This window comes from Curvibacter cyanobacteriorum (genome assembly GCF_028649475.1).
GTDB lineage: Bacteria > Pseudomonadota > Gammaproteobacteria > Burkholderiales > Burkholderiaceae_C > Curvibacter > Curvibacter cyanobacteriorum.
In genome coordinates this window covers 377,073-399,781 of record NZ_JAQSIP010000002.1, presented here as the reverse complement: position 1 = coordinate 399,781, position 22,709 = coordinate 377,073, and the positions used below count along the sequence as shown (strand labels likewise).

Below are 22,709 nucleotides of genomic sequence, written 5' to 3'. Positions count from 1 at the left end.
TCAGCGCAGCAGGGCCTTGAGGGCGTTCTGCAGGCGGCGGGCCGTGGCCGGGTCGCTGGCCGAGGCCAGCACCGCGGCGGCGTCCTGGCCCCAGGTCTGGGCCGGGGCCGGGTCGTTGCGGCGGGTCAGCAGCTGCAATTGCAGCATGCGGCGCGCGCTGATGTGCTCGGCCGGGGTGGGCACCTCGGCGGCCATTTCCAGGCGCAACAAGGCGGTGCTGGCATCGCCTTGCGGGGCCTTGCTCAAGGCCTGGTTCCAGGCGCTGCGCACCGCGGGGCTGACACGGCCACCCAGTTCCTGGGTGCCCGGCAGTTGAGCGGGATCGCGCTTTTCCCAAGCCGTCAGCAACTGGGTCAGGGCCTCGCCATGGGCTTGTGCCGCGAGTTTGCGCAGGGCCAGTTGGGCGTGTTCCAGGGCATCGCGCTGGGCACGGAAAGCCGTGTCACCCAGGCGCGGGCCACGGTCTTCGCGCGGGGCACGGTCGCCTCGGTCAGCCCGATCACCACGGTCAAAACGACCCGGTCGGCTGTCGTCGCGCGGCCCACGGGCGCCAGCGCCACCGTCGCGGCGCTCGCCGGGGCGGCCAGGTCGGCCCGCGGGTGCGGGCTCGGCCTTCTTCATGCCGGGGCGGTCGTCGCCGCGCACGGCCACCACCTTGCGCGGTGCCACCGGCTTGGCCGCCGGGGCGGGCTCGGCAGCCGCAGCGGCTTCGGCCCCATCGGCCGTGTCCGCGGCCGGGGCATCGGTCGCGGCATCGGTCGGGGCCTCCGCCTGCGCGGCGGCCTGAGCCGCCTCCGCGCCGGCTGCGGCCGACTCACTGGCCGCCACCACGGCCTGCTGGGCCTGGGCTTGACCGCGCAGGGCGGCATCCAGATCGGCCATGGCGGTGCGGATCTTCTGGGCATCGCCACTGGCGTTGGCCGCCTCGAGGGCCTTGGCCGCGTCCAGCACCACCTTGTCGCGCTCGCTCAGCGCAGCGGAGGCCTTTTCGCGTTCGGCGCTCTTGCGGTTGAATGCTTCGTCGATCGGCTTGCGGAAGGTGTCCCACAGCTTTTGCTCGTGCTTGCGGTCCAGCGGCACGGTCTGAGCCTCGGCTTGCCAGCGTTGCTGCAGCGCCTTGACGGCATCCACGCGCAGGACCGGCGCAGCCCCCAGGGCCTTGGCTTCTTCGATCATCGCGTGGCGCACGGCCAGGCTGGCCTTCTGAGCGGCTTCCAGTGGCGCGGCGGCCGCGGCCATGGCGTCCTTCCACAGCGGCTGGATCTCAGCAAAGGCCTTCTCGCCCAGGTGACCGGCATCACGCCAACGGTCACTGAACTGGTACAACGCGCGGTTGATGGCCTTCCAGTCGGTGCTGGCGGCCTGGCTCTGGGCCCAGGCCTTGAGTTCTTCGATCAGGGCCAGGCGCTGGGCCTTGTGCTCGGCGGCGTCGGCCTTGATCTTTTCGAGCCAGGCTTCGACCACCTTGTGGGCTTCGTTGCAGGCTTCGTCAAAGCGCTTCCACAGCGCGTGGTTGGGCGCGCCGCCTTGGTCGGTTTGTTTCCATTGGTCGCGCAGCGCACGCAGGGTTTCCTGCATCTTGCGACCGCCCAGGGCCTGGCCTTCAGGGCGGTTGAGCAGGGCTTCGGCCCGGCCCACCAGGGCTTCGCGCACCTGGTCGGCGCTCCAGCGTTGCCAGCCTTCCAGCTCGCCAGCCGCCACCAGGGCGGTGTGCACCTGGTGCTCCAGTGCGGCGTCGATCAGGCGGCCATGGTCCTTCAGCACGGCGCGCAGCGCCGCAGCGGCGCCGGCGCTGGCCTTGCCGTGGCCTTCAGCGGTTTCTTTCTCGAGGCGCTCCAGGGCCTGACGCACGATGTTCGAGGCCTTGTTGCGCAGTTCCGGCGGCACCGCGGGGCGGCTGGTGCGGGCGGGCTTCGGTGCGGCCGCGGCGGCGGCTTCGGCGGCTTCGCTGGGCAGGCCACGCGCCACGCGCAGCTCATCGGCCCACACCGGCACGGTGGGCAGTGCCGCGTTGACATCTTCAGAGGCGGCCAGGGCCTGGGTGATGGCAACCTGGAAGGCCTCCCACACCACCAGCAATTGGGCCTTGGACGCGTCCAGCATGGGCGGGAAGCGCGACTCGACGCTGGCCCAGGCCGCGTCGCTGGTCAGGCCTTGGGCCTGGTCCTGCCAGGCTTGCACGTCACCACGCAGGCCTTCCAGCACCGCATGGGCATCGCGCCAGGGCTTGGTGGACAGCACTTCGATGCGCTGGGCCAGCAGCACGGCGGCTTCACGCTGCACCTGCACGCGGTGTTGCAGGTCTTCGATGACCTTGACGCGGTCGGCCAATTGGACCTTGAGCACCGACAGCGGCTCGCGGCTCAACGGAGCCCCCGCCTTGGCGGCGTCCCGCTGCCAGGCCATGGCGTCGGCGATGTTCAGGCGCGCGGCGCTCAGCAGGGCCTGGGCCTTCTCGGCCCATTCTGCGGCAATGACTTCCTGCCCCTTGGCGCGCTTGAGTTCATCGAGGCGCTCACGCACCGGGCGGGCCGCCCCCTTGTCGCGCACGCTGAGCTCTTTGAACACCTCCTGCAACACGCTCTCGGCAGGTTGGCTGGCCAGCCATTCGCGGATGCGCGACGAACGCTCGCCCGAGGTAGGCGCCGAGAAGGCACCACCCGTGAGGGCATCCAGGGGATGGGCTTCTTGGGCTTTGGCCGGAGCCGGGTTCACTTCAGGGGCATCGGTCATTTTGTTGCGGGAAGAAAAACTGAACATTTTGTAGGTCGTTAAAGACAGCACAGGGCCACCAAGGGGCCCCCGCACCGCCAGGGTTCAGACGACTGAACCGCTGGATCAAACCGCTATTTTCGCCCGAATTGGGCCAGGCCTCCCAGGCCGGGCACGAGAAAGGGCTTCAGAGGGCGCGGAAATACCCCTCCGGGCGGTCGGCCCAGGGGCCCAACGGCCATGCGCGCCCCCGTGGCGAGCCCCGGCCAACGCGTTGAAACCGGTCCACGGGCTGGGCCCCACGCCCCACGGGGGCATCCGTTGTCAGCGGGCTTCGAGCTTGAGTTCGGCCGAGGCTTTCAATTGGCCCTCGGGCCCGTCGGCCTTGGCGGCGCCCAGGAACAACTGGTCGCTGGGCACCTGCTTGGCCAGCAGGTAGTCACGCACCACCGCCCCCCGCTGGGCCGCCAACGTGGCCAGAAAGTCCGGCGCCACCGGGATGCTGGCGAGCAACAAGGCACTCATCTCGGCGTCGGTGAGGTCCTTGGGCAGGCCCAGCAGGTTGCGCGGCTTGGTGATGCTGGACTGCTGGTAGGCCGCCTTGAGCCAGACGGGCGTCTCGGCAGCCTCCAAGGTCACCGGTTCGGGCAAGGGGCGACCGGCCTGGGTGGCCGCCCGCTGCTTGGCCGCCAACAACATCTCGCGCAAACGCTGCTGGCGGTAGGCCTCACGCTCGCCTTGGTGCTGCGAACGCCCACTGACGGTCAGGCTCAGACCGGGGCGTCCGATCAGCGCCTGGCCCAGCTTGTCCAGCGTGGCGCGGCTGCTGGCACTCAGGGCGGCACTGCCGGGCTCGAAGCGGATTTCGTCCATCTCGCCCGTGGTGCCCCTGAAGATGCCCCCGAGCAGGCTGAAGGGCGAAGTCAAGGCCTTGCCGATCAGGTTGAGGACCAGTTGCCCCACGATCGGGCCGACCTTGAAATCGGGGTCGTTGAGGGAACCGCTGACCGGCAGGTCGAGGTCGATCACACCATGGCTGTCGGCCAGCAAGGCCACCGCCAACTTGACGGGCAGCGAATTGGGCGCACCCGCCACGGGGTCGCCAAAGCTGAGTTGCTTGAGCACCACCTTGTTGCTGGCGGTCAATTGGCCGTCGGGCTGTACCCGGTAGGCCACGTCGGCGTTGAGCTTGCCGCGTTCGATGCCGTAGCCTGCGTACTTGACGGCATACGGCGACAGGGGCGGCAGGTCAAGGTCGCGCATCTTGCCCTGGATGTCGAGCGCCAGCGGCTTGGCCAGGGGGTTGAGGCGCCCCGTGATCTCAAGCGCGGCCGAGCCCTCGGCCCGCCCCCGCAGCTCGAGATCGGCCAGTTGCACCCCCTCCGGGCCCACGGTGGAGCTGAAGCCGCCCAGGCGCCCGGTCAGCTCGGTGAGGCTGGCCGAGTAGTTGGGCTGGATGAAGAAGTCCGAAAACAGCACACGGGCGTTGACCACCGCCAGCGGCCCCAATCGGATCACCGGCTCGGGCGCCGCAGGCGCCGTGCGCGGCCGCTGGGCGGACGCCCCGCTGGCCCCGGGCGCGGCCGCCTCGGCGGGGCGCGCAGCCGAAGCCACGGGCGCCCCTGCCTGCGCGCCCTTCACCGTGGGCGAGCGCAGCAGGTTCTGCAAATTGAGGCTGCCATCGGCACTGACCACGACCCGCGCATACAGATCCGACAGCGAGGTCTCGGCCACCGACAGCGCCATGGGCGCCGCGGGCAGCATGGCGAAGGCCAGCCCGCGCACATTGAGGGCCTTCCAGCTGAGCAACTCCTCGCTCAGCGGCGGGCCTTGGTCGGCTTTGCCGTGGGCCAGCACGCTGTTGGCCCGCACCGACTCCAGCGCGGCATCACCGCGCAACTGCAGGTTGGGGCCGTTGGCGGTGCTGGTGAACGCGATCTGGCCACGGTAACCGGCCTCGGCCCGCAGCACCTCCACGTTGAGGGCTTGCGCAAAATAGGGCTCCAGCACCTGCACGGGCAGGCGGGTGATCTCCAAGGCCCCTTCGGTGGACAGGGGGGCCAGCTTGAGGGTTCCGCGGTAATCCAGGCGCCCAGGTTCCGCCGGCTCCGAGGTCGGCAAGCGCCGCCCGCTGATCCGCCCCCCCCACTGCACGTCCACTGGCGCCGTGCTCCAGGCCCCCTGCCCGTACGCCAGCGGCCCGGCCTGCAGGCTCAGCGCGCTGAGGTCCAGCTGCACCGGCCGCCCCGGGGCGGGCACGTCCCGCCAAGCCAGTTGCCCCCCCGACAGCAAGAGCTTGTCGACCTTGAACTGCCAGGGCGATGGCGCCGCGGCGGGCGTGGCCGTGGCGGCGGCTTGAGCGGTTCCAGCGGGGTTGGCGGCGCGTGAGGGCTCGCCACGGAGGCCATCATCCACCGCCGAAGTCAGCGCGGGCTCGGCCGGCTTGAGCCAGGACTCGGCCATCCAATGCCCCTGGGCGTCGCGCGACACCGTGGTGCGCGGGTTGAGGAGGCTCAGTTCCCCCAGGGCCAGGGTCTGGCGGCTCAGGTCCAGCCGCAGCTCCCGACCCCCAAGGCGGTCCCAGCTCACCAAGGCGGTGTCGTCCTGCTGCAAGCGCAGATCGTCCACCGCCACGTGGGCCAGGCTCAGCGCCAGGTCAGGCGCGCGCCACCCCAAACCACCGACCAGTTGCACCTTGCCCGACAGGCTGGGTTTCAACCAGGCCGACCAGTAACTCTGGCCCAGAGCCAGCGGCAAGTCGTTGACCAGCAGGCTGACCGAAGCGGCCTGGTCGGTGCCCGAGCCAAAGAACCGCAGCTTGGCGGGGGCCGGGTTGGTGGCCGGCCGGCCCGCCTCAGCCACCGGACTCAACTTCAGTTGCCCCTGGAAGCGGGCGGGCTCGCGCCAGGGCCAACGCAGGGCCTGCACCGACAGGTCCAACTCGGAGGCACGGGCACGGGCGGCGGGGCGGGTGCTGTCGTCCTGCCAGGCCAGCTGCCCGCCTTGCAGCTGGAAGTCATCGACCTGCACGGTCCAGCCCGGCGCCGCCTGCGCCGGGGCCTTGGCGGTTGTCGGTGACCGTGATGGGGTCGAATCAGGTGCCGCCGGGGATCCCGTGGTCGGTGCCGCTGGGGCCGCCGAAGTGGCTGCGGCAGCGCCCCCGGTGGCAAACGGGAGCCAACGCCCGCGCGCATCGCGCTGCAGGGCCAGGTCCGGCGCCTGCCAGCTCACGGTCCCCAGGTGGACCTGCTGCTTCAGCGGCTGCAGGTCCTTCAACTCGACCTTCAGGCGGGGAAAACTGAGCCAGGGTTGCCCATCGGCCCGCGCCAGGCGCACGCCTTGGGCCGTCACATCGCCCGAGAGCGACAAAGCCATCGCAGGCTGCTGCCGGAAGGTCAGGTGCAGGTCCAGGTCCAACGCGCCCGCTTGCAGGCGCACCGGCAGGGTGGCGGGCAGGTAGCGCGCATAGGCCGCGGCATCCACCGCGCTGAGCCGAAGGTTCAGGGCGGTTTGGCGGCTGTCCGAAAACGGTGTGGTCTCACCGTCCAACTCAAAGGCACTGCCATTCAAGTTGAAGGCGAGTTTCGGGGCCACAGCGACCTCGCGCCCCGCATCGAAGTTGCTGATGAACGGCACCTCCAAGCGCAGGTCCTTCAGCTGGTGGTCCTGCCCCGCGACGGTGTCGTGAAAAGAAACCTGGCCCCCGAGCAAGGACACGTTGTGGATGGCAAACCCCAGCGGTTTGCTCGGCGCGCGGTCGTCGGGCTGGCTGAAGCGCTCGATCAGGTCGTCAATGTCGTAGTAGTTGGGTTTGGTGTGGGCCAGGCGCAGCACCGGCTGCTCGATCGTCAGGGCATCCACCACCGGGGCCAGGCGCCACAGAGATTGCCACGCCGCATCTATATAGAGACGCTCCACAGAGAGCTGGGCGCCATCCCCATCCTGGGTGGCCACGGCCAGGTCGCGCAGGGTCAGCTCGAGGCTCCAGGGGCGGAAGTCGATGTCCCCCACGCTGACCGGGCGACCCAGCAGCGCGGTCCCTTTGGATTCGATCCCGTAACGCAGCAAGCTGGGCACCGTGGCCCAGGCCAGGCCACAAGCCAGCAGACCGGCGGCCCCCGTCCAGGCCAGGGCACGCCACACGGGTTTGCTTTTCGACGACAGAAAATTCATGACCGCATTGTGCGGTGCTGGCGCCGGGGCATGAAGGGCATAAATCACAAAAGCCAGCGGGTGCCTGTCCGGCCGGCGCCCCAACGCCGGCGGAGCGGACCCAGTCAAATCAGCCCCCAAACGAAGAAAGCCCGACAGATCCACTGCATGGGTCTGCCGGGCTTGACGGCTGGCTTCAAGCCCGTGCCGTCGAACATGCAAGCGGGAGAGGTTCGTCCCGGCTTGCAGGGAAGCAAGAGATTGCCTCCAGGTGTTGTCGGGTTCGCTTCGTCATCGCCAACAGGCCATAACCCTGTCGTGGACTGTCACTTGCCGACGGTCGCCTGAAACGCTCAGGCCTCCTCAGGATAGTTCACAGCCCTCCGCATTCAAGAAGAAATTTTCAATCAATGAGGGGCTGACCATTGAAAAACAAGCAGCTGTACAAATGTCCAGATGAGGGCGTCCTATACCCCATTTTTCATATCTATTTAAATATAACAAACGATATCAATAGTCTTGACTTGTTATTTTGAATGCTCCTAGAATCCGCCCGTCCCCAAAAACCGGGGACAACCCGAACCCGCTGCCGACCCCGGCTAAGTCAGTTCGCTGCACCAGACCCCCTTGGGCATCGCAGGAACTTGATGGCGTACCAATCCAAACGAGGGATGGTTTCCGGGCTCGGAGGCTGCACACGCAGCCCCTGAGTCCACCGAGCCGCCCCCGCGTAGAAAGGAAGAGCTATGACAGCGTTAGGTCAAATCACCCGAGGCCTGCGAACCTTCGCATCCGACATCGCCGACGGTTTTTTTGAAATCACGCACAACGGTTTTGCCCTGCTGGGCCTGGCCGTTGCGTTTGCCGTGATCACCCTGACTGCCCGCCCTGACCTGCGTCAGACGGGCGAAGAAAAATTGATGGGCTGGCTACAGTCCCGACAAGAAGCCGTGACCGGTCTGCAAAGCGAGCGTGAAGCCCGCGACCGCGCGACCGCGGCCGATCCGCGTGATCTGCCCAAGTCACAAGCGGCGGTGGCCTATTGGCTGAGCCGCAAGTACCGCGTGGCCCCCGAGCCGCTGAGCGCCCTCGTGGCCGAAGCCTGGGACGTGGGCCAGCGCAACCGCCTGGACCCGACCTTGATCCTGGCCATCATGGCCATCGAGTCGAGCTTCAACCCCTTCGCGCAAAGCGCAGTGGGGGCGCAAGGCTTGATGCAGGTGATGACGCGGGTGCACAGCGACAAGTACCAGGGCTTTGGTGGTCACCTGGCCGCCTTCGACCCGGTGGCCAACCTGCGCGTGGGCGCCAAGGTGCTGCAGGACTGCATCGCCAAGGCCGGCTCGATCGAAGGTGGACTGCGCTTCTACGTGGGTGCAGCCAACATCGAGGACGACGGGGGCTATGCCGCCAAGGTGCTGGCCGAGCACAGCCGCCTGCTGCAAGTGGCCGCTGGCCGCAATGTGCCGATCCTCACACCGCCGAGCGCGGCGCAGGCCCCGGCCCAGCCGACGGCCCCGGCCCGCGAAGCCGCCGCCTCGAACAACAGCGAAAAAGTAGCCCTGCTGAGCCAGTCTTGAGGGCCTCGGCGCCCGCCGCGCCAAGCAGCCGGGCTCGGCTGAGCCCTGCAACCGATGTCGGGCCCTGGAGCCGCCTGCCTGCCCCCAGGGGCCCCACCCACAGCCCCCGGGCATGCGCTACACTACGCGGGTACGCGACTGGCGATAGGCGCTGGGGTGGTTCCAAGCAACCGACCTCTGCCGCTGACGTGGGTTTACCACTGGGAAGCGTACCGCCCCAGGGCCAACAGGCCCGGGTGTTCAGCCGTTCGCCTGGGCAGCCCTTGTTTTGATTCGCATTCTGTCGAGCAACAGGGACCACGTCTTTAAGGACTGCCATGTACCACCGCAACATCCTCGTCGAGCAAACCGACCCCGAACTCTTTGCCGCCATCCAGGCCGAGAACGCCCGCCAAGAGCACCACATCGAGCTGATCGCCAGCGAAAACTACGCCTCGCCGGCCGTGATGTGGGCCCAGGGCTCGCAACTGACCAACAAGTACGCTGAAGGCTACCCGGGCCGCCGCTACTACGGTGGCTGCGAGCACGTCGACGTGGCCGAGCAACTGGCCATCGACCGCGTCAAGCAGATCTTCGGTGCCGACGCTGCCAACGTGCAGCCGCACTGCGGCGCCTCGGCCAACGAAGCCGTGTTCCTGGCCTTCCTGAAGCCCGGCGACACCATCATGGGCATGAGCCTGGCCGAAGGCGGTCACCTGACCCACGGCATGCCGCTGAACATGTCGGGCAAGTGGTTCAACGTGGTCTCCTACGGTCTCGATGCCAACGAAGCCATCGACTACGACGCGATGGAGCGCAAGGCCCACGAGCACCGCCCCAAGCTGATCGTGGCTGGCGCCTCGGCCTACAGCCTGCACATCGACTTTGCCCGCTTTGCCAAGGTGGCCAAGGACGTGGGCGCGATCTTCATGGTCGACATGGCCCACTACGCCGGCCTGATTGCCGCTGGTGTGTACCCCAACCCGGTGCCGCACGCCGACGTGGTCACCAGCACCACCCACAAGAGCCTGCGCGGCCCGCGCGGCGGCATCATCCTGATGAAGGCCGAGCACGAGAAGGCCATCAACAGCGCCATCTTCCCCGGCCTGCAAGGCGGTCCGCTGATGCACGTGATCGCGGCCAAGGCTGTGGCCTTCAAGGAAGCCCTGCAACCCGAGTTCAAGGCCTACCAACAGCAAGTGGTGACCAACGCCCGCATCGTGGCTGAAACCCTGACCCAGCGCGGCCTGCGCATCGTCAGCGGTGGCACCCAAAGCCACGTCATGCTGGTGGACCTGCGTGCCAAGGGCATCACCGGCAAGGAAGCCGAGGCCGTGCTGGGCGCCGCCCACATGACCATCAACAAGAACGCGATCCCGAACGACCCGGAAAAGCCGATGGTCACCAGCGGCATCCGTGTCGGTACCCCGGCCATGACCACCCGTGGTTTCAAGGACGAGGAAGCCCGCATCACGGCCAACCTGATCGCCGACGTGCTGGACAACCCGCGCGACGAAGCCAACATCGCCGCGGTGCGCGCCAAGGTCAACGCCCTGACCGCGCGCTTCCCGGTCTACCGCTGAAACCCGGTCGCGACTGAACGATGAAGTGCCCTTTTTGCGGACACCAGGAAACACAGGTGGTGGAGACCCGTGTGGCCGAGGACGGGGACTTCATCCGCAGGCGCCGCCAATGCGGTGCCTGCGAGAAGCGATTCACCACCTACGAGCGCCCGGAAGTCAGCTTCCCGGCCATCGTCAAAAAGGACGGTCGCCGCATCGAGTACGAGCGCGGCAAGCTGCAGGCGTCCTTCAACCTGGCGCTGCGCAAGCGCCCGGTCAGCACGGTGCAAATTGACAGCGCCATCGAACGCATCGAAGAGCAGTTGCTCAACCTGGGGCAACGCGAAGTGGCCTCCAGCCGCCTGGGCGAGCTGGTGATGCGCGAACTCAAGAAGCTCGACAAAGTGGCCTACATCCGCTTTGCCAGCGTTTACCGCAGCTTCGAGGACATCGACGAATTCAAGACCCTGGTCGACGAGGTGCGCTGACCGCGCCCACCTCGTGCCTTGCGCCACGCGCCCAAGGCCAAGCATGCCCCGGCCCTCTGCACCTCTGCAGGGGCTTGTCTGCTTCAGACGGCCGCCGCGTGGCCCTGGCTGAGCCGCCGCAAACGCCAGGCACAGGCGGTGGCCAGCAAGGCCGCACCACAAGCCGCCCAGTACACACTCTGCAAGCCCCAGTCGCGGGCCAGGTAGGCGCCGCCCAAGCCCCCGAGTACACCCGACACCCCGTAGCCAATGACGGTGAACAAGGCCTGCCCGCGGCCCCGCAGCCGGGCGGGGAAGTAATGGGAGATCAGCGCGATGCAGACCGTGTGGTGGGCGGCGAACGTCAGCGCATGCAGGCACTGCAGGGCCAGCAACAAGGCCAACGAGGTGGCGCCCCAAGCGGTCAGGCCCATGCGCAGCGCCATGGCCGAGCCACACAGCGCCAGCCAGACCGTGAGCGGCCAAGCCGGCAGCCAGCGGCTTTGGGTGAAGAACCACGCCACCTCCACGATCACCGACACCGCCCACAGCAAGCCGATAACCGCCTTGCTGTAACCCAGGCTGTCGAGGTAGAGCGAGAAAAACACGTACAGGCTCACATGGGCCAGCACATGAAAGAACAGCGAAGCAAAGAACCAGCGCACCTCGGGCTGGCGCAGCACCGGCCCGACCGGCAGGTGGGCGTGCTCGTCCGCGCTGCGGGCTTCGCGCTGGTCGGGCAGCCACCAGGCGCTGCCAACCACGGCCAACAAGGTCAGCAACGTCCAGGCCGGAAAGTCGTGCATGCCCCGGCGCTCAAACCAGGCCCCCGCCAGGAACACCGTGAGCAAGAAGCCCAGTGAGCCGCACAGGCGCACCCGGCCATAGCGCCGCGCATCGAATTGCCCGCCCTGGCTCACCAGGTGGGCCATGGCGGCCTCGCTCATGGGCATCATCGCGCTGGTGTGGCTGAACATCAGCAGCAGCACGGCCGCCAGCCAGCCCACACTCGGCGCCTCGCGCCACAGGCCCAGCGACAGCAGCAAGGCCACCGTGGCGCTGTAGCGCATCAGGCGCACCCGCTCGCCCAGGCGGTCCGACAAGGCGCCCCAGGCATAAGGCGCAAACAAGCGGGTGGCCGACTGGGCCGAGGTCAGCAAGCTGATGGCTACCAAGGGCAGGCCCAATTCCTTGAGCCACAGCGGCAGGTAAGGGTTGAAGAACCCGATGTGCGCGAAATAACTGGCCGACAAAGCCCCGAAGGGCAGCAGTTGGCGCAGCGTGGGCGCCCCCGCCGGGCCGGCAGCGGGCGCGGCCACGTCGCGATCAGCCAATCGACGCCGGGATGGGCGGCACTGGCAGGCTCACATCGCCGCACTGGGCGCGGTGGCGCAGCGCGTGGTCCATCAACACCAGCGCCAGCAGCGCCTCGGCGATCGGGGTGGCCCGGATGCCCACGCAGGGGTCGTGGCGCCCCTTGGTCACCACCTCGACCGGCTGACCGTTGACGTCAATCGACTCGCGCGGGCTGATGATGGAGCTGGTCGGCTTGATGGCCAGGGACACTTCCAGGTCCTGGCCGGTGCTGATGCCGCCCAGGATGCCGCCCGCGTTGTTGGTGCGAAAGCCCTCGGGCGTGAGCGAATCACCGTGCGTGGTGCCGCGTTGGGCGACGCTGTCGAAGCCGGCACCGATTTCAACGCCCTTGACGGCGTTGAGGCCCATCATGGCGTGGGCGATGTCGGCATCCAGGCGGTCATACAGGGGCTCACCCAGGCCCACCGGCACATGGGAGGCCGTGACGCGGATGCGGGCGCCACAGGAGTCGCCGGCCTTGCGCAGCGCGTCCATATAGTCTTCCAGCGCTTGCACGTCGGCCACCGGGGCAAAGAACGGGTTGTGGGGCACATGGTCCCAGCTCTCAAACGGGATCTCCACCGTGCCCACCGCGGTCATGCAACCCCGGAACACGGTGCCGTACTTCTCGAACAGCCATTTGCGGGCCACCGCGCCGGCCGCCACCGTGGGCGCCGTCAGGCGGGCCGATGAACGCCCGCCACCGCGCGGGTCGCGGATGCCGTACTTGTGCCAGTAGCTGTAGTCGGCGTGGCCCGGTCGGAAGCTCTGGGCGATGTTGCCGTAGTCCTTGCTGCGCTGATCGGTGTTGCGGATCAGCAGCGCGATCGGGGTGCCGGTGGTCTTGCCCTCGTACACGCCAGAGAGGATCTCCACCACGTCCGGCTCCTGACGCTGGGTCACATGGCGGCTGGTGCCAGGCCGACGGCGGTCCAGCTCTTGCTGGATGTCGGCTTCGCACAGGCTCATGCCCGGCGGGCAGCCGTCAATCACGCAGCCGATGGCCGGACCGTGGGATTCACCAAAGTTGGTGACGGAGAAAAGGGTTCCAAGGGTGTTGCCGCTCATGCCCCGATTATCCCCGACCTGCCGCCCTCCCCCGGCTTGGCCTCCGATCTTCTGCGTCAGACCGGGTCGCAGCCCGTGACCGCACCGGGCTTGCGCCCGCAGCGGATACTGATACGATGCGAACAACTGGTTACAAACCAGGACTGGGAGGCTCATGACTGCCTTTGACACATCCGAGGCTGAACCGGCCGGCCGGCGCCACTGTTCCGTGGAGCCGCCCGACGTGCTGACCTTGCGCGGTTTGCGGCGGGCGCTGGACGCCAGCGACAGCGCCATCCTGGTGACCGATGCCCACCGGCGCATCGCCTATGTCAACGACGGCTTCACCCGCCTGCTGGGCTACAGCAGCGCCGAAGCCCTGGGCCGCCTGCCCGCCGAGTTGCTGATGGGTCGGCACTCCGATCCCCAACTGACCCAGACCATCGCCGACGGCCTGCAGCGCCGCGGCCAAGCCCACGGCGAGGCCCTGATCTACAGCCGCTCGGGCCAGCCCCGCTGGGTGTCCCTGGTCATCAACAGCTGCGACCACCCCGACCAGGGCGCCAGCTCGATCAGCGTGTTGACGGACATCACCCTGACCAAGATGCACGAGGTGCTGCAGAAAAAGGTGCTTGAGAGCATGGTGCGCGAAACCCCGCTGCCCGAGCTCATGGCCCTGGTCTGCCGCGAGGTGGAACGCATCGCGCCCGAGGTGACCGCCACCATCCTGTCGGTCGACGAAGACGGCCGTGTGCACCCCCTGGCAGCCCCAAGCATGCCGGCCTACGTGGGTGCAGCCATCGACGGGCTGCAGATCGGGCCCCAGGCGGGCTCTTGTGGCACGGCCGCCTGGCGTGGCGAACCGGTGCTGGTGACCGACATCCACACCGACCCGCTGTGGGCCGACTACCGGGCCCTCTTCGCGCCCACAGGCCTGCGGGCCTGCTGGTCGAGCCCCATCAAGAACCACCAGGGCCGGGTAGTGGGCACCTTCGCCTTTTATTTCCAGGAGCAGCGCGTGCCCGACGCCCTGCACCACCGCCTGGTCGAAGTCTGCCTGCACCTGTGCACCGTGGCCCTGGAGCGCGAAGCCTCGCGCCAGCGCATCCACCAGCTGGCGTACTTCGATGTGCTCACCGGCCTGCCCAACCGGACCCAGTTCCGCCAACGCGCCGAGCAAGCCCTGCAGCAACTGGCCAGCGAGCAGCAGACGGGCGCCCTGCTCTACATCGACCTCGACCGCTTCAAGCACATCAACGACAGCCAGGGCCATGCCGCCGGCGATGCGCTGCTGCGCCTGGTGGCGGAACGCCTTCTGAGCCAGCTTGGGTCGCAGGACCTGCCGGGCCGCCTGGCGGGTGACGAGTTCGTGCTGATGCTCGGCGACTGCGACGCCGAGCGCGCCGTGCAAACGGCCCAACACCTGCTGCAGGTACTGGGAGAACCCGTTCTGCTGGAAGGCCAGACCCACACGCCCCAGGCCAGCATCGGCATCGCGCTGTTCCCCCAGGACGGCGACCACATCGACACCTTGCTGCGCCACGCCGACCAGGCCATGTACCAGGCCAAGAGCGAGGCGCGGCACAGCCTGATGCTGTTCAGTGCCGACATGAACCAGCGCACCGAAGCCCGCGCCGCGCTGGAACAGGCCCTGAAACACGCCCTGCAGCAAGGCCAGCTCAGCCTGCACTACCAGCCCCAAGTGAACAGCGATGCCACACTGAGCCTGCATGGCGTCGAGGCCCTGATGCGCTGGCAACACCCGGCGTGGGGCTGGGTGCCCCCCGACCGCTTCATCCCGGTGGCCGAGGAAAGCGGTTTGATCCACCCCATGACGCGCTGGCTGCTCGATGAGTGCTGCCGGCAACTCGCGCAGTGGCGCCACCAAGGGTTGACCGTGCCCCGCGTGGCCTTGAACCTGTCCGCGCGCAGCTTTCACCAGCCCGAATTTGCCCAGTTGGTCGAGTCGGCGCTGCGGCGGCACGGCATCGCCCCCGGCGACCTGGTGCTCGAGATCACCGAGAGCGTGATGATGGACACGCGCTCGGTCACCGCCGCCAACCTGGAACGCCTGCATGCGCTGGGGCTGGTGTTTTCGCTCGACGACTTTGGCACCGGCTACTCGAGCCTGAGCTACCTGCACCGGTTGCCGATTGGCGAGCTCAAGCTCGACAAGAGCTTTGTGCAGGACCTCTCCACCAGCCCAACGGCCCGGGCCCTGACCCTGTCGGTGATGAGCCTGGCCCAAAGCCTGGGCAAAACGCTGGTGGCCGAAGGGGTGGAAACCCGTGAGCAACAGGACTGGCTGCAGGCCCAGGGCCGCCCGGTGCTGCAAGGCTACCTGTTCAGCCGCCCCATGCCGGCCACGGCGCTGACCGCCTGGATGCAAGGGCACACGGCCCCGGTGATCGCTTCACCGCTGACACCGGGCTGAGGCAAGGCGCCCGCCTGCGCCGGGCCCGGCCACCACCGCGGTGATCAGCCCTCGAGCCGCGGCACAGGCCGCGGTGCGGCCAGACCGGGTGTGGCGCGCCCAGCGTCGCGCCCCAGTTGGAACACCGACACGGTGTGCGTCATGTGCGCGGTCTGCTCGCGCAATGCGCTGGCCGCGGCGGCGGCTTGCTCCACCAGGGCGGCGTTCTGCTGAGTCATCTGGTCGAGCTGGTTGACCGCCTGGTTGACCTCGGAGATGCCAGTGGCCTGGTCGCGTGTGGCGGCCAGGATGTCCTGCATGATCAAGGTCACACGCTGCACCGCGCTGACGATTTCGTCCATCGTGCTGCCGGCCGCCTGCACCTGCGAGGCCCCCATCTCCACCTTCTCGGTCGAGTTGCCGATCAGGCCCTTGATCTCCCGCGCGGCCGACGCACTGCGCTGCGCCAGGCTGCGCACCTCGGCGGCCACCACGGCAAAGCCCCGGCCTTGCTCGCCAGCCCGCGCGGCCTCCACCGCGGCGTTCAGCGCCAGGATGTTGGTCTGGAAAGCGATGCCGTCGATGACGCCAATGATGTCGGTGATCTTGCGTGACGACTGGGTGATGGCCTCCATGGTGCTGACCACATCGGCCACCACGGCCCCACCACGCTGGGCGGCGGCCGACGCGGTGTGGGCCAGTTCATTGGCCTGCTGCGCCGCCTGGCTGTTCTGGCTCACGGTGTCGGTCAGGTGCTGCATCGAGGCCGAGGTTTGCTCAAGGTTGCTGGCGGTCTGCTCGGTGCGCTGACTCAGGTCCTGGTTGCCGTTGGCGATCTCGTTCGAAGCCACCGCGATGCTGTCTGACGCCTCGCGCACCTGGCCCACCACCTGCCCCAGGAACTGGTTCATGCGCGCCAAAGCCTGGATCAGATCACCAAATTCATCGCCCCGCTGCGTGCTGATGTGCTGGCTCAGGTCCCCCTGGGCAATCGACTGGGCCAGGGCCACCGACTCCTTGAGCGGCTGGCTGATGCTGCGGCTGAGCCAGAGCGCCGCGCCGCCGCCCAAGGCGATCACCAGCAAGGCACTGCCAGCGCCGATCAGCGCGATCAGGCGCTTGCTGGCTTCGGCGGCCACCTGGTCACGCGCCAGGATCTGGCGCTGCAAGGCTTCGTAGGCCCCAATGGCCGCCAGGTAGGCCTTGGCCGCGGGCAGCAGCTCACCTTGCACCTTGGCCGCCGCGATGGCGCCGTCGCCGTCGTCCTTGGCGTCATCGACCAGCTTGATCTTGCCCAGGAGCACCTGGCCCAACTTGGCGATCTGGTCGAGCGCCTGCTTCTCCTCGTCGGTGTCCGCGGTCTCGCGCAGGCTTTCGCGCAGCTTTTGGATCTCGGCGATCGCGGAGGCCTGTTCGGCCTTGAAAAAGTCCCCCACCGAGGGATCGGCGCTCATGCCTGCCGCCACGGTGCGGGTCAGGCTGACCTGGGTCATGGCGCGCCATTGAAGCGCCTTCTCGATGATGCCGTACTGGTTGGCCTGCCGATCCAGCAAGCGGTTCTGGGTCCGGTCGGCCTGCCACAAGGTGAAGCCGGCCACGGACAGCATCGCCAGCAGCAGCACCAGGATGGCGCCCCAGATCTTGCCCGAGACCCGCACTTGGTTGAAATTCATGTCGCACTCCGGTGAATGTGCGCATGGTAGGCAAAGGTCGGGCCAAGTGCATGTGAATTCGGCATCAGCCCCAGGCTTCACCGGCATAAGGCGGGTAAACCCCGACCTGGGCCGCGCCATGCAAAACGGGCCGAAGCGGCCCGTTTGACGTTGACGTGTCTGCGAGCGGCGCGCCCGCGCGCCGACCGGTCAGGACTTGGCTTCGTCTTCTTCGGGCCAGTCGCGGATGTAGGCCTTGAGCATCTTGTTTTCAAAGTTCTGGCTGTCCACCACGGCCTTGGCCACGTCGTAGAAGCTGATCACGCCCATCAGCATGCGCTGGTTCATGACCGGCATGTAGCGGGTGTGGCGGTCCAGCATCATGCGGCGCACTTCGTCGAGGTCGGTCTCGGACGTGCACGTCATGGGGTGGTCGTCCATCGACGAGCGCACCAGCATGGTGCCCACCGAGCCCCCGTTCTTGACCACGGTCTGGATGACTTCGCGGAAAGTCAGCATGCCGACCAGGTCGCCGTGCTCCATGACCACCAGCGAGCCAATGTCTTTGTCGGCCATGATCTGGATGGCCTTGGCCAGGGGCTCATCAGGGGTGGCGGTGTAGAGCGTGTTGCCCTTGACGCGGAGGATGTCGCTGACTTTCATGTTTCGTCTCCTGGAGCGGATGGTCTTCGCCAGAATATAACGAAGATTGGCGCCTCTGACGGAAGAAAGTGCAGCCTCGAGGTCGCGCAGGGGGCAGTTGCCCCGCCGGGGCTGCTGCGCCGCCCGGTCGCAGGCTTCTATGATGGAAGTCTTGGCCCTCAGGCCACCCCCAAAACGACACAGGAGACACCGCATGGCCGGTTATTCAGACCCGGGGTTTGACACCCTGGCCCTTCACGCGGGCGCGGCGCCCGACCCCAGCACGGGCGCGCGCGCCGTGCCCATCCACCTGAGCACCTCGTTCGTGTTCGAGTCCAGCGACCACGCAGCCGCCCTGTTCAACCTGGAGCGCGCAGGCCATGTGTACTCGCGCATCTCCAACCCCACCAACGCGGTGCTCGAGCAGCGCGTGGCCGCGCTCGAAGAAGGCATTGGCGCCATCAGCACCGCCAGCGGCCAGGCCGCGCTGCACCTGAGCATCGCCACCCTGATGGGTGCGGGCTCGCACATCGTGGCCTCCACCGCACTGTACGGCGGGTCGCAGAACCTGCTGCACTACACGCTGCGCCGGTTTGGCATCGAGACCACCTTCGTGCAACCCGGTGACATTGACGGCTGGCGTGCCGCCGTGCGGCCCAACACCAAGCTGTTCTTTGGTGAGACCGTGGGCAACCCCGGCCTCGATGTGCTGGACACCCCCACCATCAGCGCCATCGCCCACGAGGCTGGCGTGCCCCTGCTGGTCGACTCCACCCTGACCTCGCCCTACCTGGTCAAACCCCTGACCCAGGGCGCCGACCTGGTCTACCACTCGGCCACCAAGTTCCTGTCCGGGCACGGCACGGTGATCGGCGGCATCGTGGTAGATGGTGGCAGCTTCGACTGGGAAGGCCCGGCCACGCGCGGCCGCTTTGCCGAGCTGACCCAGGCCTACGATGGCTTCCACAACATGGTGTTCAGCGAAGAATCGACCGTCGGCGCCTTCTTGCTGCGGGCGCGCCGCGAGGGGCTGCGCGACTTCGGTGCCTGCCTGAGCCCGCACTCGGCCTGGCTGATCCTGCAAGGCATCGAGACCCTGCCGCTGCGCATGGAGCGGCACATGGCCAACACCGCTCGGGTGGTTGAGTTCCTGGCCAGCCAGCCCTTTGTCTCGCGGGTCGGGCACCCGCTGCTCGAGTCGCACCCCAGCCACCGCGTGGCCGAGAAGGTGCTGCGCTTTGGCGCCCGCGGCGCGGGCTCGGTGTTCAGCTTCGACCTCAAGGGCAGCCGCGAGCAGGGCAAGAAGTTCATTGAAGCCCTGAAGATCTTCAGCCACCTGGCCAATGTGGGCGACTGCCGTTCGCTGGTGATCCACCCGGCCAGCACCACCCACTTCCGCATGAGCGACGAGGCCCTGGCCCACGCCGGCATCGGCCAAGGCACGATCCGCCTCTCGATTGGCCTGGAAGACCCGGACGACCTGATCGATGACCTCAAACGGGCGCTCAAGGCGGCCGAGAAAGCGGGGGCCTGAGCCATGTACCTCAACGTCCAGGGCCACAACACCTACTGCTACACCGGGGGCAAGGCCTTCAACCCGGCCCAGCCGACCGTGGTCTTTGTCCATGGCGTGCTGAACGACCACAGCGTCTGGATTCTGCAGAGCCGCTACCTGGCCCACCACGGCTGGAACGTGCTGGCGGTCGACCTGCCCGGCCACTGCCGCAGCGCTGGCGAGGCGCCCGAAAGCGTCGAGGCCGCGGCCGATTTCGTGGCCGCCCTGCTGGACGCCGCGGGCGTGCAGCGCGCGGCCCTGGTGGGCCACAGCTGGGGCTCGCTGATCGCCCTGGAGGCCGCAGCCCGCCTGCAAGACTGCATCAGCCACCTGGCCCTGGTCGGCTGCGCCTTCCCCATGAAGGTCTCGCCCGCGCTGCTGGACAGCGCACTCAACGAGCCCGAAAAAGCCTTGCACATGATCAATGTGTTCTCGCGCAGCACGCTGGCGGCCCCGCCGTCGGCGCTGGGCCCGGGCACCTGGGTCTATGGCAGCAGCCTGGCGCTGGGCCGCCGGGTGCTGCGCAGCAACCCCCATGTGAACGTGTTCCACCGCGGGTTCCTGGCCTGCGACCGCTATGCCCACGGGCTGGAGGCCATGGGCCAGGTGCGTTGCCCGGTTCTGCTGCTGCTGGGCAGCCTGGACCAGATGACGCCCCCCAAGGCGGCCCAGGGCCTGGCCCAGGCCGCGCAGGCGGCCGGTGTCGCGGTGCAGACCGTTCAGTTGCCGGTGGGCCACCACCAGATGACCGAAGCCCCCGAGGCCACGCTGTACGCGCTGCGCGACTTTTTGCGCCGCTGAGCATCCGAGCCCAGCCTGCGCCGGGCTGCCCCTCGGCCCCTGGGTTGGGGCCGGGCGCCCGCCTCAGGGCGGGGGCAAGGCGTCGGCCAGGCGCAACTGGTCCAGCCTGGCGTGGGACCAGAATGGCGCCACGCCGCTGTGCAGCTCCAGCAGCAGGCGCTCCAGCAAGGGCGCCAGCGGGGTTTGGGTCGGGTCGGCCAGCAGCACGTAGCGCGGTTCGTTGCCGCGTTCGGCCTCTTGCAGCAGCCCGATCCAGTCCAGGGCCTGCAGGGTCTCGACCACCGGCTCCAGTTGCAGCGGGTCGACCCGCAGGTGGGTGGCCAACGCGCCGATGCCCAGGCCACGCTCCGGGCCCGCCTGAGCCTGGCGCAGGCGCTGCAAGGCCTCCAGTGACAACTGGAAAGCCCAGCCCGGCCCGGTGCCGTAGCGCGCCACGCCCGACATCAGGCTGGGCAGGTAGGCGGTGGTCACCGCCCCCAGCAGCACGATCACCCAGGCCACATAGATCCAGATCAGCAGAATCGGGAAGGTGGCAAACGCCCCGTACACCGCCGAGTAGGTGGGCACCTGGGTCATGTACAGGCCCAGCACCTTTTTGGCCAGCTCGATGCCCACCGACACGAACACGCCCCCCGCCCAGGCATGGCTCCATTTGACCGCCGTGTTGGGCACGTAGTGGTAGAGCCCCGCCATGCCTGCCGCCAGCACAACGAACTCCACCGAATCCAGCAGCAGGCGCAAGGGCCCGGGCAAGGCCGACACCACGCCGCGTGAGGCGCTCATCACATACGAGGTCAGGGCCAGGCTCATGCCCAAGGCCAGCGGCCCCAGCGTCAGAGCGGCCCAGTAAATCAGCACCCGCTGCGGCAGCCGGCGCGGTCGGCGCACGCGCCAGATGTTGTTGAGCGTGCGGTCAATGGTCAGGATCAGGGTCAGCGCCGTGACCAGCAAGGCCGACAAACCCGCCACGCCCAGGCGGCTGGCCTTGCTGGCGAACTGGGTCAGGTAGCCCAGCACCTGCCGCGAGATGGCCTCGGGCACCAGGCTCTCGATCAGCCAGCGCTGCAGCACGTCCTGCACCTTGCCGAACATCGGGAAGGCGGTGAACACCGCCAGCGCCACCGTGACCAGCGGCACCAGGGCCAGCGTGGTGGTGAAGGTCAAGCTGCTGGCCGTGAGGCCCAGGCGGTCTTCGCGAAAACGCTCGCGCAAGATCAGCGCGGTGACCCGCCACGGAAATCGCGACAGGCCGCGCCACAGCTGCCGAAGCTGCACTCCCAAGCGTTGGGACAGTGAACGGGACAGAGCAGCAGATCGGGCAGACTCGGACATGGCCGCTATGATGCCACCGCCATGACACTGCCCACGCCACCTTCCCCCAGCCCCGATGCCGCCTTCCAGCTGCCGGCCACCCACCCCGCGGTCCAACGCAGCCGCTGGTTGGCGGTGGGCAGCCTGATCGGTCTGATTGTGCTGGGCCTGGCCTGGGAACTGGTGCTGGCCCCCGTGCGCCCCGGCGGCTCGCTGCTGGCGCTCAAGGTGCTGCCGCTGTGCATCCCCCTGGCCGGTCTGCTGAAGAACCGCATGTACACCTACCGCTGGGTCAGCCTGCTGGTCTGGCTGTACTTCACCGAGGGCGTGGTGCGCGCCTACGGCGACCGTTTTCCAAGCAATGCGCTGGCCCTGCTCGAAGTGCTGCTGTGCCTGAGCCTGTTTGCCGCCTGTGCCCTGCATGTGCGCCTGCGCCTGCGCCACGCACGCGAATTGGCCGCCAGCCAGACGGCTGCCGCGGCCAGCCCCGGGGCGCCACCGGCGGCCTGATCAGCGGGCCACCGCCTCGATGCCAGGCTGCCCCTGCAGGGTACGGGCCTGCGCCACGATGGCGGCCTTGAACACCTCGGCAGCCGGCGACAGCGAGCGCCGAGGGCGCTGAAACACCATCACCTGGCGCTCGATCAACGGCGCTGCCAGGGGCCGAAAACCCAGCCCTTGCAGCAGCGGGTGGCGGGCAATCAAGGCCGGCACCACCGCGCCCCCCAAACCCAAGGCAATCGCCTGCTGCAGCAGCACCGTGTTGGACACCCGCAAGGCCGGCGCCAGCACCGACTCGGGCAGGCTGGGCTCGGCACTCAACAAGGCGTGGATGGCCGTGTCGGTGGTGTAGCCCACCAAGGGCTGCCCCGCCAGGTCGGCCGCGCTCAGCCCAGGCCGGGCCAACAACGGGTCGTCGGGTCGGGCCAGCCAGCCCATGCGGTCACGCAACAGGGCCTCGGCGTCCAGGTTGAGCGCGCTGGCGTGCCAACCGCCAACCCCAAAGTCGGCCTGCCCCTCGCGCACCGCGCGCAGCACCGCTGCGCCGCCGTCCTCGTGCAACAGCACCTTCAAGCCCGGGTAGCGGGCCCGCAACGCGGGCAGGCAGGGCATGACCAGCGCCGCCAGCACCGAGGGGGCGGCCACCACCCGCACCTCGCCGCCTTGCAGCGAGGCCAGGTCGTCCATGCGCCGCATGCCTTGGGCCAAAGTGGCCAGGGCCTGCTGCACTTCTTCCAGGAACACCGTCCCCGCGGCGGTCAGCGCCACCGAGCGGGTGGTGCGGTCCAGCAGGCGCAAACCCACGGCCTCCTCGAGCAGGCGAATCGACTCCGACAAGGCCGACTGCGTGATGAACAGCCGCCGCGCCGCCGCCGCGAAGGATGCGCACTCGGCCACCTCGGCAAAGGCACGCAGTTGGCGCAGGCTCACGTTATTCGGAAAATTCGGCATAAACCTCAAAATTATTCGATTTGTCTTC

15 protein-coding genes and 1 riboswitch are annotated in these 22,709 nt (G+C 68.2%); of the genes, 7 read left to right on the top strand and 8 right to left on the bottom strand.

What is annotated here, in order from left to right; genetic code table 11:
* The gene (locus PSQ40_RS05285; protein ID WP_273949336.1) at positions 1–2,733 is read right to left on the bottom strand and encodes a DUF349 domain-containing protein; all 2,733 of its coding nucleotides are present in this window, start codon (positions 2,731–2,733) and stop codon (positions 1–3) included.
* Positions 2,734–3,036: 303 nt separating this feature from the next.
* Positions 3,037–6,885, bottom strand: a complete 3,849-nt coding sequence (locus PSQ40_RS05280) for a DUF748 domain-containing protein (RefSeq protein WP_273949334.1) — start codon at positions 6,883–6,885, stop codon at positions 3,037–3,039.
* A 725-nt stretch (positions 6,886–7,610) separates the two neighbouring features.
* Between PSQ40_RS05280 and PSQ40_RS05275 the strand changes: the two genes are divergently transcribed.
* The 3 genes from PSQ40_RS05275 (at position 7,611) to nrdR (ending at position 10,473) form a co-directional block, all read left to right on the top strand.
* Complete coding sequence (locus PSQ40_RS05275) at positions 7,611–8,444, top strand: lytic transglycosylase domain-containing protein (RefSeq protein ID WP_273949332.1); 834 nt, start codon at positions 7,611–7,613, stop codon at positions 8,442–8,444.
* 124 nt (positions 8,445–8,568) lie between these two features.
* Positions 8,569–8,709, top strand: a riboswitch (ZMP/ZTP riboswitch).
* A gap of 52 nt (positions 8,710–8,761) precedes the next feature.
* Positions 8,762–10,006 carry a serine hydroxymethyltransferase gene (glyA, locus tag PSQ40_RS05270; RefSeq protein WP_273949330.1) on the top strand — a complete coding sequence of 415 codons (1,245 nt, stop codon included), beginning with the start codon at positions 8,762–8,764 and terminating at the stop codon, positions 10,004–10,006.
* A 20-nt stretch (positions 10,007–10,026) separates the two neighbouring features.
* On the top strand, positions 10,027–10,473 hold the full coding sequence (nrdR, locus tag PSQ40_RS05265; RefSeq protein WP_273949328.1) for a transcriptional regulator NrdR: 447 nt from the start codon (positions 10,027–10,029) through the stop codon (positions 10,471–10,473).
* An 83-nt stretch (positions 10,474–10,556) separates the two neighbouring features.
* On the opposite strand, the gene PSQ40_RS05260 is transcribed toward nrdR, so the two are convergent.
* Together PSQ40_RS05260 and aroC are read right to left on the bottom strand one after the other, a co-directional pair.
* Complete coding sequence (locus tag PSQ40_RS05260; protein ID WP_409338549.1) at positions 10,557–11,786, bottom strand: MFS transporter; 1,230 nt, start codon at positions 11,784–11,786, stop codon at positions 10,557–10,559.
* On the bottom strand, positions 11,779–12,876 hold the full coding sequence (aroC, locus tag PSQ40_RS05255; protein ID WP_273949325.1) for a chorismate synthase: 1,098 nt from the start codon (positions 12,874–12,876) through the stop codon (positions 11,779–11,781). Before aroC ends, PSQ40_RS05260 begins: the two co-directional genes overlap by 8 nt.
* A gap of 154 nt (positions 12,877–13,030) precedes the next feature.
* Between aroC and PSQ40_RS05250 the strand changes: the two genes are divergently transcribed.
* A complete protein-coding gene (locus PSQ40_RS05250) occupies positions 13,031–15,289 on the top strand; it encodes a sensor domain-containing protein (RefSeq protein ID WP_273949322.1) in 2,259 nt (752 codons plus the stop codon).
* A 44-nt stretch (positions 15,290–15,333) separates the two neighbouring features.
* On the opposite strand, the gene PSQ40_RS05245 is transcribed toward PSQ40_RS05250, so the two are convergent.
* Positions 15,334–16,941 carry a methyl-accepting chemotaxis protein gene (locus tag PSQ40_RS05245; RefSeq protein ID WP_273949320.1) on the bottom strand — a complete coding sequence of 536 codons (1,608 nt, stop codon included), beginning with the start codon at positions 16,939–16,941 and terminating at the stop codon, positions 15,334–15,336.
* A gap of 189 nt (positions 16,942–17,130) precedes the next feature.
* Positions 17,131–17,583, bottom strand: coding sequence for a CBS domain-containing protein (locus PSQ40_RS05240; RefSeq protein ID WP_273949318.1), 453 nt, complete (start codon positions 17,581–17,583; stop codon positions 17,131–17,133).
* Between the two features lie 193 nt (positions 17,584–17,776).
* Between PSQ40_RS05240 and PSQ40_RS05235 the strand changes: the two genes are divergently transcribed.
* Together PSQ40_RS05235 and PSQ40_RS05230 are read left to right on the top strand one after the other, a co-directional pair.
* Positions 17,777–19,096 (top strand): O-acetylhomoserine aminocarboxypropyltransferase, encoded by a 1,320-nt coding sequence (locus PSQ40_RS05235; RefSeq protein WP_273949316.1) that lies wholly within the window; start codon positions 17,777–17,779, stop codon positions 19,094–19,096.
* Between the two features lie 3 nt (positions 19,097–19,099).
* A complete protein-coding gene (locus tag PSQ40_RS05230) occupies positions 19,100–19,918 on the top strand; it encodes an alpha/beta fold hydrolase (RefSeq protein ID WP_273949313.1) in 819 nt (272 codons plus the stop codon).
* 63 nt (positions 19,919–19,981) lie between these two features.
* Here PSQ40_RS05230 and PSQ40_RS05225 read toward each other — a convergent pair whose 3' ends face one another.
* Positions 19,982–21,250 carry a YihY family inner membrane protein gene (locus PSQ40_RS05225; protein WP_409338548.1) on the bottom strand — a complete coding sequence of 423 codons (1,269 nt, stop codon included), beginning with the start codon at positions 21,248–21,250 and terminating at the stop codon, positions 19,982–19,984.
* A 21-nt stretch (positions 21,251–21,271) separates the two neighbouring features.
* Here PSQ40_RS05225 and PSQ40_RS05220 point away from each other — a divergent pair, with 21 nt between their 5' ends.
* A complete protein-coding gene (locus tag PSQ40_RS05220; protein ID WP_273949309.1) occupies positions 21,272–21,739 on the top strand; it encodes a DUF2069 domain-containing protein in 468 nt (155 codons plus the stop codon).
* Here PSQ40_RS05220 and PSQ40_RS05215 read toward each other — a convergent pair whose 3' ends face one another.
* Entirely contained in the window at positions 21,740–22,660 is a 921-nt protein-coding gene (locus tag PSQ40_RS05215) for a LysR family transcriptional regulator (RefSeq protein WP_273949306.1), read from the bottom strand.
* Between the last annotated feature and the right edge of the window lie 49 nt (positions 22,661–22,709).